Annotated in this window: 15 protein-coding genes; 10 read left to right on the top strand and 5 right to left on the bottom strand. The window is 61.0% G+C overall.

The features are described 5' to 3' along the window. Nucleotides 1–9: 9 nt before the first annotated feature. Nucleotides 10–987 (top strand): NADPH:quinone reductase, encoded by a 978-nt coding sequence (locus BFW87_RS11600; protein WP_078739948.1) that lies wholly within the window; start codon nucleotides 10–12, stop codon nucleotides 985–987. 113 nt (nucleotides 988–1,100) lie between these two features. Here the strand turns inward: BFW87_RS11600 and BFW87_RS11595 are convergent, their stop codons facing one another. The 3 genes from BFW87_RS11595 to BFW87_RS11585 all read right to left on the bottom strand — a co-directional run bounded on the left by BFW87_RS11595 (nucleotide 1,101) and on the right by BFW87_RS11585 (nucleotide 3,647). Continuing rightward, on the bottom strand, nucleotides 1,101–1,658 hold the full coding sequence (locus BFW87_RS11595; RefSeq protein ID WP_078739947.1) for an L-threonylcarbamoyladenylate synthase: 558 nt from the start codon (nucleotides 1,656–1,658) through the stop codon (nucleotides 1,101–1,103). Between the two features lie 54 nt (nucleotides 1,659–1,712). Further along, nucleotides 1,713–2,807: a DNA-processing protein DprA gene (dprA, locus tag BFW87_RS11590; protein ID WP_078739946.1), complete on the bottom strand. Its 1,095-nt coding sequence runs from the start codon at nucleotides 2,805–2,807 to the stop codon at nucleotides 1,713–1,715. Nucleotides 2,808–2,870: 63 nt separating this feature from the next. Beyond that, a complete protein-coding gene (locus BFW87_RS11585) occupies nucleotides 2,871–3,647 on the bottom strand; it encodes a peptidoglycan-binding protein (protein WP_078739945.1) in 777 nt (258 codons plus the stop codon). Nucleotides 3,648–3,782: 135 nt separating this feature from the next. Here BFW87_RS11585 and def point away from each other — a divergent pair, with 135 nt between their 5' ends. The 5 genes from def to BFW87_RS11560 all read left to right on the top strand — a co-directional run bounded on the left by def (nucleotide 3,783) and on the right by BFW87_RS11560 (nucleotide 8,344). Next, on the top strand, nucleotides 3,783–4,289 hold the full coding sequence (gene def, locus BFW87_RS11580; protein ID WP_078739944.1) for a peptide deformylase: 507 nt from the start codon (nucleotides 3,783–3,785) through the stop codon (nucleotides 4,287–4,289). Nucleotides 4,290–4,358: 69 nt separating this feature from the next. Further along, nucleotides 4,359–5,312, top strand: coding sequence for a methionyl-tRNA formyltransferase (fmt, locus tag BFW87_RS11575; RefSeq protein WP_078739943.1), 954 nt, complete (start codon nucleotides 4,359–4,361; stop codon nucleotides 5,310–5,312). Further along, complete coding sequence (gene rsmB, locus BFW87_RS11570) at nucleotides 5,309–6,619, top strand: 16S rRNA (cytosine(967)-C(5))-methyltransferase RsmB (RefSeq protein ID WP_078739942.1); 1,311 nt, start codon at nucleotides 5,309–5,311, stop codon at nucleotides 6,617–6,619. Before fmt ends, rsmB begins: the two co-directional genes overlap by 4 nt. A 22-nt stretch (nucleotides 6,620–6,641) precedes the next feature. After that, a complete protein-coding gene (trkA, locus tag BFW87_RS11565) occupies nucleotides 6,642–8,015 on the top strand; it encodes a Trk system potassium transporter TrkA (RefSeq protein WP_078739941.1) in 1,374 nt (457 codons plus the stop codon). 17 nt (nucleotides 8,016–8,032) lie between these two features. Next, entirely contained in the window at nucleotides 8,033–8,344 is a 312-nt protein-coding gene (locus BFW87_RS11560; RefSeq protein WP_078739940.1) for a hypothetical protein, read from the top strand. 130 nt (nucleotides 8,345–8,474) lie between these two features. Here the strand turns inward: BFW87_RS11560 and BFW87_RS11555 are convergent, their stop codons facing one another. Both BFW87_RS11555 and BFW87_RS11550 read right to left on the bottom strand, forming a co-directional pair. After that, nucleotides 8,475–9,362, bottom strand: coding sequence for a lysophospholipid acyltransferase (locus BFW87_RS11555; protein WP_078739939.1), 888 nt, complete (start codon nucleotides 9,360–9,362; stop codon nucleotides 8,475–8,477). 40 nt (nucleotides 9,363–9,402) lie between these two features. Further along, on the bottom strand, nucleotides 9,403–9,960 hold the full coding sequence (locus BFW87_RS11550; RefSeq protein ID WP_078739938.1) for a DNA-3-methyladenine glycosylase I: 558 nt from the start codon (nucleotides 9,958–9,960) through the stop codon (nucleotides 9,403–9,405). Between the two features lie 81 nt (nucleotides 9,961–10,041). On the opposite strand from BFW87_RS11550, the gene glyQ reads away from it, so the two are divergent. The 4 genes from glyQ (at nucleotide 10,042) to BFW87_RS11530 (ending at nucleotide 14,438) form a co-directional block, all read left to right on the top strand. Next, a complete protein-coding gene (gene glyQ, locus BFW87_RS11545) occupies nucleotides 10,042–10,995 on the top strand; it encodes a glycine--tRNA ligase subunit alpha (protein WP_003187265.1) in 954 nt (317 codons plus the stop codon). After that, a complete protein-coding gene (gene glyS, locus BFW87_RS11540; RefSeq protein ID WP_078739937.1) occupies nucleotides 10,992–13,046 on the top strand; it encodes a glycine--tRNA ligase subunit beta in 2,055 nt (684 codons plus the stop codon). Before glyQ ends, glyS begins: the two co-directional genes overlap by 4 nt. 2 nt (nucleotides 13,047–13,048) lie before the next feature. Then, complete coding sequence (gmhB, locus tag BFW87_RS11535) at nucleotides 13,049–13,585, top strand: D-glycero-beta-D-manno-heptose 1,7-bisphosphate 7-phosphatase (RefSeq protein ID WP_176159730.1); 537 nt, start codon at nucleotides 13,049–13,051, stop codon at nucleotides 13,583–13,585. Between the two features lie 82 nt (nucleotides 13,586–13,667). After that, nucleotides 13,668–14,438 (top strand): lysophospholipid acyltransferase family protein, encoded by a 771-nt coding sequence (locus BFW87_RS11530; RefSeq protein WP_078739936.1) that lies wholly within the window; start codon nucleotides 13,668–13,670, stop codon nucleotides 14,436–14,438. The last annotated feature ends 155 nt before the right edge of the window (nucleotides 14,439–14,593 follow it).

Raw genomic sequence — 14,593 nt, 5'->3', positions numbered from 1 at the left:
GAAGTGCAGATGGCCAAACGTATCCATTTCAGTGCCCATGGTGGCCCCGAAGTACTTGAGTATGTGGACTACACGCCAGCGGAGCCTGGCCCACAACAGGTTCGCGTACGGAACGAGGCCATTGGCCTGAACTTCATCGACACCTATTTCCGCAGCGGTTTGTACGCGCCGCCCGCCCTGCCATCAGGGTTGGGGGCAGAGGGTGCTGGCGTAGTCGATGCCGTGGGCAGTGAGGTCACCCAATTTAAAGTCGGTGACCGCGTGGCCTATGGCAGCGGCCCACTCGGTGCCTACAGCGAACTGCATGTGCTGCCAGCCGCCAACCTGGTGCACCTGCCGGATGACATCAGCTTCGAACAAGCCGCCGGCGCCATGCTCAAAGGCCTGACCGTGCAGTACTTGTTGCGCCAGACTTATGAATTGAAAGGTGGCGAAACCATTCTGTTTCATGCGGCAGCCGGTGGCGTGGGCTCTCTGGCCTGCCAATGGGCCAAGGCCTTGGGCGTGAAGCTGATCGGTACCGTGAGTTCGCCGGAAAAAGCCGCTCTGGCCAAATCCCTCGGCGCATGGGAAACCATCGACTACAGCAAGGAAAACGTCGCACAGCGCGTGCTGGAATTGACTGACGGCAAAAAAGTCCCGGTGGTGTACGACGGCGTCGGCAAGAACACCTGGCTGACCTCGCTGGACAGCGTGGCGCCACGCGGGCTGGTGGTGAGCTTTGGCAATGCGTCGGGTGCAGTGGACGGCGTAAACCTGGGGATTCTGGCGGCGAAGGGCTCGCTGTATGTCACCCGGCCGACGTTGGCGACGTACGCCAACAACCCGGAAAACCTGCAGGCGATGGCTGATGACCTGTTCTCGATGATCAAGAGCGGCAAGGTGCGCATTGATGTTAACCAGCGGTATTCGCTGGCGGAGGCGGCGAAGGCACAGACCGAGTTGTCGGGGCGGCGGACTACGGGGTCGACCATTCTGTTGCCGTAGGGTTTTAGAGCTCTAGAGGTTGATAGGGCCTCATCGCGGGCAAGCCCGCTCCCACAGTTGGAATGCGTTTTCCTGTGGGAGCCGGGCTTGCCCGCGATGGGCGCACCTCGGTCTCAGGAGGGCCGAACTACCTCACCCGTCGCCAAATCACGAATCAGGCTCGGGTTCTTGCGCCCACCGAGCGCGCCGCCCAACACCACATCCACCTGGCCACGAAAATATTGCTCCACGCGAATCCGCGTGCGCGCAGAAGGGCGACCCTGCGGGTTGGCCGAGGTGGAAATCAGCGGCCCCACCAATGAGCACAAATCCCGCACCAGCGGATGGTCACTGACGCGCAGCGCCACCGTGTCGTGCACACCCGTCACCCATTCGGGCAGCAAGCCCTGATGCGGCACCAACCAAGTGTTCGGCCCCGGCCAGGTGCTGGCCATACGCTCAATCCAGGTGTCCGGGAAGTCTTCGAACAGGAAGTCGAACTGACGGATATTGTCCGCCACCAGGATCAGGCCCTTATCCACCGAGCGATTCTTGATCGCCAGCAGCCGGTCCACCGCCTCTTCATTCCACGGGTCGCAGCCCAGGCCCCAGACCGCTTCGGTCGGATAGGCAATCACCGCGCCTGCGCGAATTTCTCGTGCGGCTTCCAGCACACGCCACCTGTTGACCATTGTTTGTTCTCCGGACTAAAGCTCTGCGCAGTTTACCGATCTTCGTTACAAAACCTAGAGGCGCGCATACCAGTGCCCGCTTTCGCAGATCACCTGGCCTTCGAGCTCCAACTCGGTCAGGGCCGCCAACACTTGGGACAGGGGCCGACCGCTGGAAAGCGCCAGCGCCTCGCTGGTGTGGGGAGCGGCATGCAACAGTGCCACCAGCGGGTGGGTGACCGGCATCGGTGCCGGCCGCGACAATGCCTGCCAACCGCGCAGCCCTTCCAGAATGTGCTCGATGGTTTCGACCAGCACCGCACCCTCGCGGATCAACTGGTGACAGCCCTTGGCGCCCGGATGGTGAATGGAGCCCGGAATCGCATACACCTCGCGCCCTTGCTCAGCCGCCAACTTCGCGGTGATCAGCGAACCGCTGGACACGCCGGCTTCCACCACCAGCACACCCAGGGACAGACCGCTGATGATCCGGTTGCGCCGTGGGAAGTTGGCGGGCTGGGGCGCAGCGTCCAGCGGAAACTCGGAAACCACGGCGCTGCCCTGGGCAATCATCGCGTCTGCGAGCTTTCTGTGGCGTTGTGGATAAAAATTTTCCAACCCGGTGCCGAGCACGCCGATTGTTTGCCCGCCCACATCCAAAGCCGCTTGATGCGCGGCACCGTCGATGCCCAGCGCAAGACCGCTGGTGATGACAAAACCGGCGCTCGCCAGGCTGCGGGAAAAGGCCGCTGCGGTGTCCATACCGGGTCGCGAAGCACGGCGACTACCGACCATGGCCAACTGCGGTTTTTCCAGAATTGTCGGGTCGCCAGCCACGAATAATAACGGCGGGGCATCGTCTATCTGAGCGAGCAGCGCCGGGTACTCAGGCTGGTCCCACATCAGTAAATGCTGGGCCGGGCGCTCCAGCCATGCCAATGCTGCACTGGCGCCATCACGGATTTCGGGACTGCGCCGGGCGTCGGCACTGATGGCCGGCAACCCGAGTGATCGCCAGGTACTCGCCGGGGCGCCGATGGCCTTGGAGGCGCAACCGAATGCCTCTATCAATACACGAAAACGCTTGGGACCCAGCTCCGGCAGCCTGTGCAAGCGTAGTCGAGCTTCCAGTTCTGACGGAGAAATTTCGCTGCTGTTTATCGGATACATTTGATCATCCTTGACCGGAACAAGCTGTGGATAACTCTGTTGGTAACTTATTTAGCAGGCTACTTATTGCGTTTGTGAGGCAGTCTCGAAACGGTCCATCACCGCCAGTGAGCGTGAGGCGCTGAGCACCAGGCCGTAGCTGAGCTTTTCATAGGTGCGAAAGACCAACAGGGTGCCCGCGCGTTCGTCGGGGAGTCTGGTCTGAGCGTTGGTGGAGGGGTCGTATACGGTGGCGCCGGCCTTGATCACCGTCAGCAGTTGGCCTTCAACCAGGCCGTCACGGCGGCCTTTGTTCAGGGTAACGGCGTCGAGCACGCCGATTTGGGTCACGCCCCTAGGGATGTCGATGATGTGCCCTTCGACAAGCCGCGCAGGCGCCGGGACGGTGAGGCTGGAACGCTCGACGGGCGTTTCGGCCTGCAGCAAACGGTCGCCTGGACGTACCTCCTGAGTTACCCGCAGCACCGCCAATGTGGTGAGGTCACCGGCCATGACAAAGCGCGCGGTGCCGATGTCATCGGCGTTTATCCCCAGCAATTCCTCGGTTTGAGGGTCGGTGTAGGTCTTGCCACGCCGAAATATCCCATAGCCGGGCGCGGCCGGGTCCAGGTTGCCCCGGGCATGCACGCGGTCACCCTTGGCGCCCAGCACCCGTCCCGTTTCTGCCGCCACAATGTAGGGCGCGCGGTCCAGGTCCTGTGGGTTATCAATGATGCGGTTATGCAGTAGAAAGTGCTGGATGGCTTGCTGTGTCACTTGATCCAGACGCTGCGCGGGCAGCGGCAGCAGGGCCATCGCAAAGGGTGCCCACAGCAGCAAGACGAGTAGCGATTTCCTCATGGGGTGAATCTCCTTTATTATGTGCGTTCGCGTGAAATGCCAGAGCCTTCGCGGCTTTCGCTCCTTTCACACCGGCTGTGTGGGTCCATCCCAACGCCGATTTGCATTTACCTCACATGTGCAGCAATTACGCTTATGGCTATTTTGAACATCCTCGAATTTCCCGACTCGCGCCTGCGCACGATCGCCAAACCGGTGGCCGTAGTGGACGACAAGGTTCGTCAGTTGGTCGATGACATGTTTGAAACAATGTATGAAGCCCCCGGCATCGGCCTCGCCGCGACCCAGGTCAACGTGCATCAGCGCATCGTGGTCATGGACCTGTCGGAAGATCGCAGCGAGCCTCGGGTGTATATCAACCCTGAGTTCGAACCGCTGACCGAAGAGATGGGCGAATACCAGGAAGGCTGCCTGTCGGTGCCGGAGTTTTACGAGAACGTCGAACGCCCGCTACGCGTGAAGATCAAGGCGCTGGACCGCGACGGCAAGCCGTTCGAACTGATTGCCGAAGGCCTGTTGGCGGTGTGCATCCAGCATGAATGCGACCACCTCAACGGCAAGCTGTTTGTCGATTACCTGTCCACGCTTAAACGCGACCGGATCAAGAAGAAGCTGGAAAAAAAGCATCGCCAGCAAGCTTGATGCCCTCCTTCCAAAGGCTTGCTGCGGCAAGCCTTTTTCTTTTGTGACTGTTTTTAACCGAGACCTCCCATGACCGAGCCACTGCGCATTGTTTTTGCCGGCACTCCCGAATTCGCTGCCGAACACCTCAAGGCGCTGCTCGACAGCCCTTATGAGATCGTGGCGGTGTACACCCAGCCGGATCGCCCGGCGGGTCGCGGGCAAAAACTGATGCCAAGCCCGGTCAAGCAGCTGGCGCTGGAGCACAACATTCCTGTGCTGCAACCGCCGACCCTGCGCAACGTCGATGCCCAGGCTGAACTGGCGGCGCTGAAGCCAGACTTGCTGGTGGTGGTGGCCTACGGCTTGATCCTGCCTCAGGCCGTGCTGGATATTCCGCGCCTGGGCTGCATCAACAGCCATGCCTCGTTGCTGCCACGCTGGCGCGGTGCGGCACCGATCCAGCGCGCCGTGGAAGCCGGCGACAGCGAAAGTGGCGTGACCGTGATGCGCATGGAGGCGGGTCTGGACACCGGCCCGATGCTGCTGAAAGTCACCACGCCGATCACCGCCCAAGACACCGGCGGAAGCCTGCACGACCGCCTCGCCGAGCTGGGCCCGCCCGCCGTGATCCAGGCTATCGCCGGCCTCGCTGCCGGTACCCTGGAAGACGAAGTGCAGGACGACAGCCTCGCCACCTACGCTCACAAATTGAACAAAGACGAAGCGCGCATCGACTGGAGTCGCCCGGCCGTTGAGCTGGAGCGCCTGGTGCGGGCGTTTAACCCTTGGCCGATGTGCCACAGCACGCTCAATGGCGAAGCCTTGAAGGTGTTGGCCGCCACCCTGGCCGACGGCAAAGGCGCGCCCGGCGAAATCATCGGCGCCAGCAAGGACGGCCTGCTGGTCGCGTGCGGCGAGCAGGCACTGTGTCTGACCCGTCTGCAATTGCCCGGTGGCAAAGCGCTTAATTTCAGCGATTTGTTCAACAGCCGTCGTGAGAAATTTACCCTGGGCACGGTTCTCGGGGCGGTTGCTCAATGAACCCGCGTCTGGCCGCCGCAAAGGCTCTAGCCGCCGTCCTCAACGGCAAAGCTTCGCTGAACAGCTCGCTGCCCACGCAGCTGGATAAGGTTGAAGACCGCGACCGTGGTTTCACTCAAGACCTGGCCTTCGGTACCGCGCGCTGGCAACCGCGTTTGTCGGCACTGGCGGCCAAGCTGCTGCAAAAGCCCTTCAAGGCGGCAGATGCTGATGTGGAAGCGCTGCTGTTGGTCGGCCTCTATCAACTGCTCTACACCCGTGTGCCGGCCCACGCCGCCATCGGTGAGACGGTCGGTTGCGCCGACAAACTGAAAAAGCCCTGGGCCAAGGCCCTGCTCAACGCCGTATTGCGCCGTGCCCAGCGTGAAAGCGAAGCGCTGCTGGCCGAGCTGGAGCACGACCCGGTGGTGCGCACTGCTCACCCGCGCTGGCTGCAAAAATCCCTGAAAGCCTTCTGGCCTGAGCAGTGGGAAGCCATTTGCGCTGCCAACAATGCGCATCCGCCGATGATTTTGCGGGTCAACCGCCGCCATCACAGCCGTGACGCCTACCTGCAATTGCTCACCGATGCCGGTATCAACGCCACACCATGCGTGTACAGCGTCGACGGCATCGTGCTCGAAGCTGCCGCCGATGTGCGCAGCTTGCCGGGCTTTGCCGAAGGCTGGATCAGCGTGCAGGACGAGGCCGCGCAATTGGCGGCCGACTTGCTCGACCTGGCCCCCGGCCAACGGGTGCTCGACGCGTGCTGCGCGCCGGGTGGTAAGACCTGTCACATCCTCGAGGTGGAAAAAGACCTGGTTGGTGTAGTCGCCGTCGACCTGGAAGCCAAGCGCCTGGTGCGTGTGCGTGAAAACCTCGCACGCCTGGGCCTGAGCGCCGAGCTGATTGCTGCCGACGGTCGCGACACCGCCACCTGGTGGGACGGCAAACCGTTTCAGCGCATCCTGCTGGATGCGCCGTGTTCGGCCACCGGCGTGATCCGACGCCACCCGGACATCAAGCTGACCCGCCAACCGGACGACATCGCCGCCCTCGCCGTGCTGCAAGGCGAGCTGCTTGACGCCCTGTGGCCAACCCTGGAAGTCGGCGGCATTCTGCTCTACGCCACTTGCTCCACGCTGCCGACCGAGAACACTGAAGTCATTGAAGCCTTCCTCGCCCGCACCAGCGGCGCACGGGAGCTGGACCTCGCCACGGCGGCCGGCATCAAGCAGCCCCACGGTCGCCAATTGCTAGCACAGGAAGGCGGCCACGATGGCTTCTACTACGCCAAACTGATCAAGATCGCCGCCGCGCGCGGCTGAACGGTTTTAAGGGAGTGACCGGATGAAAATCATCATCCTTGGGGCAGGGCAGGTCGGCGGCACGCTGGCCGAACATTTGGCCAGCGAAGCCAATGACATCACCGTGGTCGACACCGACAGCGAGCGCCTGCGCAACCTCGGCGACCGCCTGGATATCCGCACCGTACAGGGTCGCGCGTCGTTCCCGACGGTGCTGCGCCAGGCGGGTGCCGACGATGCCGACATGCTCGTGGCGGTGACCAACAGCGACGAAACCAACATGGTCGCCTGCCAGGTCGCCCACACCCTGTTCCACACACCCACCAAAATCGCCCGGGTGCGTGAGGCGGCTTACCTGACGCGTGCAGGGCTTTTCGACAACGACGCGATTCCGGTGGACGTTCTGATCAGCCCGGAACAGGTGGTGACGCACTACATCAAGCGCCTGATCGAAATTCCCGGCGCCTTGCAGGTGATCGACTTTGCCGAAGGCAAGGCGCAACTGGTGGCCGTGAAGGCTTACTACGGTGGGCCGCTGGTGGGCCAACAACTGCGCCAGTTGCGCGAACACATGCCGAATGTGGAAACGCGCGTGGCTGCGATTTTCCGTCGCGACCGGCCGATCCTGCCCCAAGGCGATACAGTGATCGAGGCCGACGACGAGGTATTTTTCATCGCTGCCAAAGCGAATATTCGCGCTGTGATGAGCGAAATGCGCCGGCTCGACGAAACCTACAAACGCATCGTCATCGCCGGCGGCGGGCAGATTGGTGAGCGCTTGGCTGAAGCCATCGAGAGCCGCTACCAGGTGAAGATCATCGAGATGAATCCGGCACGCTGCCGGCATTTGTCCGACACGCTCGACAGCACTGTCGTACTGCAAGGCAGTGCCTCGGACCGCGACCTGCTGATGGAAGAGAACATCGCCGACGCCGATATCTTCCTGGCGCTGACCAATGATGACGAAGCCAACATCATGTCTTCATTGCTCGCCAAGCGGCTGGGGGCGAAGAAGGTGATGACCATCATCAACAACCCGGCGTATGTGGATTTGATTCAGGGCGGCGATATCGACATCGCCATCAGCCCGCAGTTGGCCACCATCGGCACCTTGCTGGCCCACGTGCGGCGTGGCGATATCGTCAGCGTGCACTCCCTGCGCCGGGGTGCGGCGGAGGCCATTGAGGCCATCGCGCACGGTGATTCAAAGTCGAGCAAGGTGATCGGCAAGGCCATTCGCGATATCGGTTTGCCGCCGGGTACCACCATCGGCGCGATCATTCGCGATGAAGAGGTGATCATCGCCCACGACGACACGATGATCGCCACCGGCGACCATGTGATTCTGTTTCTGGTGGATAAAAAACATATCCGCGATGTGGAGAAGCTGTTCCACGTCGGCTTGAGTTTTTTCTGATTTAAGGAACAACCGACATGCTCGAATCCCTGGAAAAAATGCTCGCCAAGGGTGTGGATAATTCACTGCTGCGCTTTGGCCTGGGCAAGGGTTACCTGGACCTGAAGGAGAATGCCAAGGCAGCGGAGCATTTGGGCAAATGTGTCGAATTTGACCCGAAGTATTCGGCGGCGTGGAAGTTGTTGGGCAAGGCTCAGCAAGGGCTGGGTGATAGCGCTGCAGCGCGGTTGGCGTGGGAAAAGGGCATCGAAGCGGCCCTGGCGCATGGCGACAAACAAGCCGAGAAAGAGATGGCGGTGTTCCTGAAGAAACTGGATCGCCAGGCCTGAGGCGATCCCTGTGGGAGCTGGCTTGCCTGCGATGCAGGCGACTCGGTTTGTCAGTTACACCGAGGTGATGCCATCGCAGGCAAGCCAGCTCCCACAGTTGATCTCCATTGACAGGGAGGTCAGGGGTGTCTCAATACCACCGCGCCTCACCCGGCGGGCGTTTCTTGAAGCGCTTCATGCTCCACATGTACTGGCTCGGGTAGGCACCGACATAACGCTCCACCACCTTGCTCATCGCCGCGCAGGACGTGGCGGTGTCGGTGCTGTACATGTCTTCCGGCGCTGCTTCCAGGATCACTTTGTAGCCCGAACCGTCCGGCAGCCGCAGGGCATGCAGAAATACGCCGACCGCTTTGTGGCCCGCGAGCATGTTCGGCACGAACTTGCTGGTGAGCGCCTGGGTAGCGAAGAACGGCACGAAGATCCCGGCGGATTCCGCCGGCTCAGGATCGGCCGGGATGCCTACCTGACCACCTTTGCGCACTTCCTTGATCACGCTCAGAATGCCTTCCTTGGTCGACGCCGCCACGCGGTTACCCAGTTGCACGCGCTGCTTGCGCAACAAATCATCCACCGCTTTGAGCTTTGGCGGACGGTAGAAAATGATCGGTTTGCACTGGCTGCAATAAAAGTGATTCAACACTTCCCAGTTACCCAGGTGGCTGGTGATGCCGACCACGCCTTTGCCTGAGGCCAGCGCTTCGTGCAGCACTTCCAAGCCTTCGACTTCACGTACCAGGTCGATGGAACGCTGGGCCGGCCAGATCCAGGCGCAGGCGCTTTCGGTCAGGGATTTGCCGATGTCCATCAGGCTGCGGCCAACTAACGCTTCGCGCTCGGCGGGGTCCATGTCCGGGAAGCATTTGGAGAGGTTGATCCGCACCGTCTCGCGGGAGCGGTTAGGGGTTTTCCACATGATCCAGCCAATCGCCGTGCCCACGGCCTGAACGGCGCGCCAGGGCAGCAAGGCAAATAACCGGAGAGCGCCTACCAGCAAGGCGCCTTTAAACTTTTCCACAGGTCACTCCTGATCGTGTGTGGTGCGCAAAGCGGGCATTCTAACCGGCGTTGGCCAAGTCCGCGTAACGGTCGCAGTCCAGGGTGTGGTCCATGACCATCCCGGAGGCCTGCATGAACGCGTAACAAATGGTCGGGCCGACGAAGGTGAAGCCGGCTTTTTTCAGGGCTTTGCTCATGGCTTCGGCCTCGGGGGTAATCGCCGGGACTTCGCTGCGGTCCTTGAAATGATTGACCCTGGGCACACCGCCGACAAACGACCAGAGCAAACCCACCGGGTCTTCCAGCGCCAGCCAGGCAGCGGCATTGCGGCGGGTGGCATTGAGCTTGAGGCGGTTGCGCACGATGCCCGGATCCTGCATCAGCGCTTCAATTTCGGCGTCGGCCAAACGTGCCAGACGCTGCGCATCAAACCCGAACAAGACCTTTCGATAATGCTCGCGTTTGCGTAAAACGGTGATCCAGGACAGGCCCGCCTGGAACCCTTCGAGCAAAAGCAACTCGAACAGACCCTGCGCATCGCGCAGCGGCGTTCCCCACTCCTGATCGTGATAAGCCATGTACAGCGGATCTTCAGAACACCAAAAGCAGCGTGGCATAAGGCTCCAGGGGATGGTGGCGCGGCCGAATCGGGTATACTCCCGCTCTTTAAATCGCAGCCCAAGTAACAGGTGAATTTCGTGAGCCAGCCTACGCCAGCCGTGCGTACCTTCCAAGACTTGATCCTCGCCCTCCAGCAATACTGGGCCGAGCAAGGTTGTGTGGTACTTCAGCCCTACGATATGGAAGTAGGCGCCGGCACTTTCCACACCGCAACATTCCTGCGGGCCATCGGCCCGGAAACCTGGAACGCCGCTTATGTGCAGCCCAGTCGTCGCCCGACTGACGGCCGCTACGGCGAAAACCCGAACCGTCTGCAGCACTACTACCAGTTCCAGGTGGTGTTGAAGCCGAACCCGGACAATTTCCAGGAGCTGTACCTGGGCTCGTTGAAACATGTCGGCCTGGACCCGTTGGTCCACGACATCCGTTTCGTCGAAGACAACTGGGAGTCGCCAACCCTGGGCGCCTGGGGCCTGGGCTGGGAAGTCTGGCTCAATGGCATGGAAGTGACGCAGTTCACGTACTTCCAGCAAGCGGGCGGCATCGAGTGCTACCCGGTGACCGGCGAAATCACTTACGGCCTTGAGCGCCTGGCCATGTACCTGCAAGGCGTGGACTCGGTTTACGACCTGGTCTGGGCTGACGGCCCGTTCGGCAAAGTGACCTACGGCGACGTGTTCCACCAGAACGAAGTGGAGCAGTCCACCTACAACTTCGAACACGCCAACGTCGACAAGCTGTTCGAACTGTTCGACTTCTATGAAAGCGAAGCCAAGCGCCTGATCGAACTCGACCAGCCGCTGCCGTTGCCAAGCTACGAAATGGTGTTGAAGGCCTCCCATACCTTCAACCTGCTGGATGCCCGCCGTGCCATTTCGGTCACCGCGCGCCAGCAATACATCCTGCGTGTACGCACCCTGGCGCGTTCCGTCGCCCAAGCCTACCTGCTGGCTCGCGCCAAGCTGGGCTTCCCGATGGCAACCCCGGACCTGCGTGATGAAGTACTGGCCAAGCTGGAGGCTGCACAATGAGTGCTCAAGATTTTCTGGTTGAACTGGGCACCGAAGAGTTGCCGCCCAAGGCACTCAACACCCTGGCCGACGCGTTCCTGGCCGGTATCGAAAAAGGCCTGCTGGCTGCTGGCCTGAAATTCGAAGCGAAAAAAGTCTATGCTGCGCCACGTCGCCTGGCTGTTCTGCTGACCGCGCTGGAAACCCAGCAACCGGACCGCAGCATCAACCTCGACGGCCCGCCACGTCAGGCGGCATTCGACGCCGAAGGTAACCCGACTCAAGCTGCCCTTGGTTTTGCCAAAAAGTGTGGCGTTGAGCTGAGCGAGATCGACCAGAGCGGCCCGAAGCTGCGGTTCAGCCAGGTCATCACCGGCAAGCCGACCGCCAGCCTGTTGCCGACCATCGTTGAAGACTCCTTGAACGACCTGCCTATCCCCAAGCGCATGCGCTGGGGTGCACGCAAAGAAGAATTCGTACGCCCAACCCAGTGGCTGGTGATGTTGCTCGGTGACCAGGTCATCGACTGCACGATCCTCGCCCAGAAGGCTGGCCGTGATTCCCGTGGTCACCGCTTCCACCACCCGCAAGCTGTACGCATCACCTCGCCAGCCAACTACGCCGCTGACCTGCGTGCTGCTTACGTGCTGGCCGATGCCAACGAGCGTCGCGAGCTGATCAGCAAGCGCACCGAAGAACTGGCGCGCCTGCAGGAAGGCACCGCCATCGTGCCGCAGAGTCTGCTCGACGAAGTGACCGCGCTGGTTGAATGGCCGGTGCCGCTGGTGTGCTCGTTCGAGGAGCGTTTCCTCGACGTGCCGCAAGAAGCGCTGATCACCACCATGCAGGACAACCAGAAGTATTTCTGCCTGCTGGACGTGGATGGCAAGTTGCTGCCGCGCTTCATCACCGTGGCCAACATCGAGAGCAAAGACCCGCAGCAGATCATCGCCGGTAACGAGAAAGTCGTTCGCCCGCGCCTGACTGACGCCGAGTTCTTCTTTAAGCAAGACAAGAAGCAGAAGCTCGAAGACTTCAACCTGCGCCTGCAAAACGTGGTGTTCCAGGAAAAACTCGGCAGCGTCTACGACAAGGCCGTGCGTGTTTCCAAGCTGGCCGCCTACATTGCGCCGCGCATTGGCGGTGATGCCGCTTGGGCCGCGCGTGCTGGCCTGCTGTCCAAATGCGACCTGGCCACCGAAATGGTCGGCGAGTTCCCGGAGATGCAAGGTGTTGCCGGTTACTACTACGCCCTCAACGACGGCGAGCCGGACGATGTAGCCCTGGCGCTGAACGAGCAGTACATGCCGCGCGGCGCTGGCGCCGAGCTGCCGACCACCCTGACCGGTGCGGCAGTGGCTATCGCTGACAAGCTGGATACTCTCGTCGGTATCTTCGGTATCGGCATGTTGCCTACCGGCAGCAAAGACCCGTATGCCCTGCGCCGTGCGGCCTTGGGCGTGCTGCGCATCCTGATCGACAAGAAGCTCGACCTCGACCTGACCCAGGCCGTGGTGTTCGCCGTCGGCCAGTTCGGTGGCAAGGTCAAGCAAGCCGGCCTGGCCGAGCAAGTGCTGGAATTTGTCTTCGACCGCCTGCGTGCGCGTTATGAAGACGAAGGCGTGGACGTTTCCGTCTACCTGTCGGTGCGTGCCCTGCAACCGGGTTCGGCACTGGACTTCGACCAGCGCGTGCAGGCCGTGCAAGCCTTCCGCAAACTGCCGGAAGCCGACGCCCTCGCCGCCGTGAACAAGCGTGTGTCGAACCTGCTGAGCAAGGCCGATAACCTCGGCAATGTTGAAGTCGACCCGGGCCTGTTTGCCGATGCCAAGGAGTTCTCGCTGAGCTCGGCCATCGCCAAGGCAGAAAACGCGGTGAAGCCGTTGATCGCTGAGCGCAATTACGCTGAAGCACTGGCGCGTCTGGCCAGCTTGCGTGAGCCGGTGGATGCGTTCTTTGAAGCGGTGATGATCAATGCCGAAGACGCGGGCGTGCGCAAAAACCGCTACGCCATGCTGGCGCGCCTGCGCGGCTTGTTCGTCAACATCGCTGACATTTCGACGCTGAGCTGACCATGGTGAAACTGCTGATTCTCGATCGGGACGGAGTGATCAACTACGACTCCGATGCTTACATCAAGTCGGTGGCGGAGTGGATTCCACTGCCCGGTTCGATCGAGGCCATTGCGCAGTTGAGCAAAGCCGGCTGGACGGTGGCCATCGCCACCAACCAGTCCGGTATTGCCCGCGGTTATTACGACATCGCCACGCTGGACGCCATGCACGCGCGCTTGCGCACGTTGGTGGCCGAGCAGGGCGGCGAGGTGGGGCTGGTGGTGTATTGCCCTCACGGGCCGGATGAGGGCTGCGAGTGCCGCAAACCCAAACCGGGCATGTTGAAAACTATTGCAGAACATTACAAGGTACCCCTGGCTGGGCTATGGTTCGTCGGGGATAGCCTCGGTGACCTGGAGGCGGCCAAAGCCGTCGACTCTCAGCCAGTTTTGGTTAAGACCGGGAAAGGCGAAAAGACCCAGGCGAAAGACCTGCCGGTAGGCACTTTGATTTTTGACGATCTGGCGGCGGTTGCCGCAGAACTTATTAACAACTAGCGGCCCTCGACTTCCTGAACAAGGATGGCTCGGGAGTGCGCTTTTAGCAGGCGGGCCGTGTCCCGCAACGGTAAATGCCGCCATGTCGATCTTGCAGGCCATCAGAACCTTTTTCTTTTACCTGCTGTTGGGCACCAGTTCGTTTCTCTGGTGCACCCTGAGCTTTTTTATTGCGCCGTTCCTGCCGTTCAAGGCGCGCTACCGTTTTATCAACGTTTATTGGTGCCGCTGCGCGTTGTGGCTGACCAAGGTATTTTTGGGCATTCGCTTCGAGATCAAAGGTGCTGAAAACGTCCCGCAAACACCCTGCGTGATCCTGTCGAACCACCAGAGCACCTGGGAGACGTTCTTTCTCTCGGCGTACTTCTCGCCCTTGAGCCAGGTGCTCAAGCGCGAGTTGCTGTACGTACCGTTCTTTGGCTGGGCCATGGCCATGTTGCGTCCGATCGCCATCGACCGTGACAACCCCAAGGCGGCGCTCAAGCACGTGGCCAAGAAGGGCGACGAACTGCTCAAGGATGGCGTTTGGGTGCTGATCTTTCCGGAAGGTACGCGCGTGCCTTACGGCACCGTAGGCAAGTTCTCACGCGGTGGTACTGCGTTGGCGGTCAATGCGCACCTGCCGGTGCTGCCGATTGCGCATAACGCCGGGAAGTTTTGGCCCAAGACGGGCTGGGCTAAACGCGAAGGCACCATCACTGTGGTGATCGGCGAACCGATGTATGCCGAAGGTGAAGGACCACGCGCCATTGCAGCGCTGAATGACCGTGCGCAGGCGTGGAATGAAGCCCAGCAACGCGCCATGGGTTCGCTGCCACCGAAGCCGGTTGTGGTGGACACGCCAGCGATCTGAGCATCTGTGGATAACCTGTGTACGGTTTGTTGGCGAATCGCCGCTTTTGATTCATAAGAAGCTGATTTACTTACATATTTCTTGAGCTCATAAAATCTGGAAAAACGTGCATAAGTTTTTTCGGCATTAAAAAACCGGTCCTTGAGACCGGTTTT

This window comes from Pseudomonas fluorescens (assembly GCF_002022275.1).
Taxonomy (GTDB): Bacteria; Pseudomonadota; Gammaproteobacteria; order Pseudomonadales; family Pseudomonadaceae; genus Aquipseudomonas; species Aquipseudomonas fluorescens_AJ.
The sequence above is the reverse complement of the archived record's forward strand: the minus strand, read 5'-3'. Positions and strand labels throughout refer to the sequence as shown.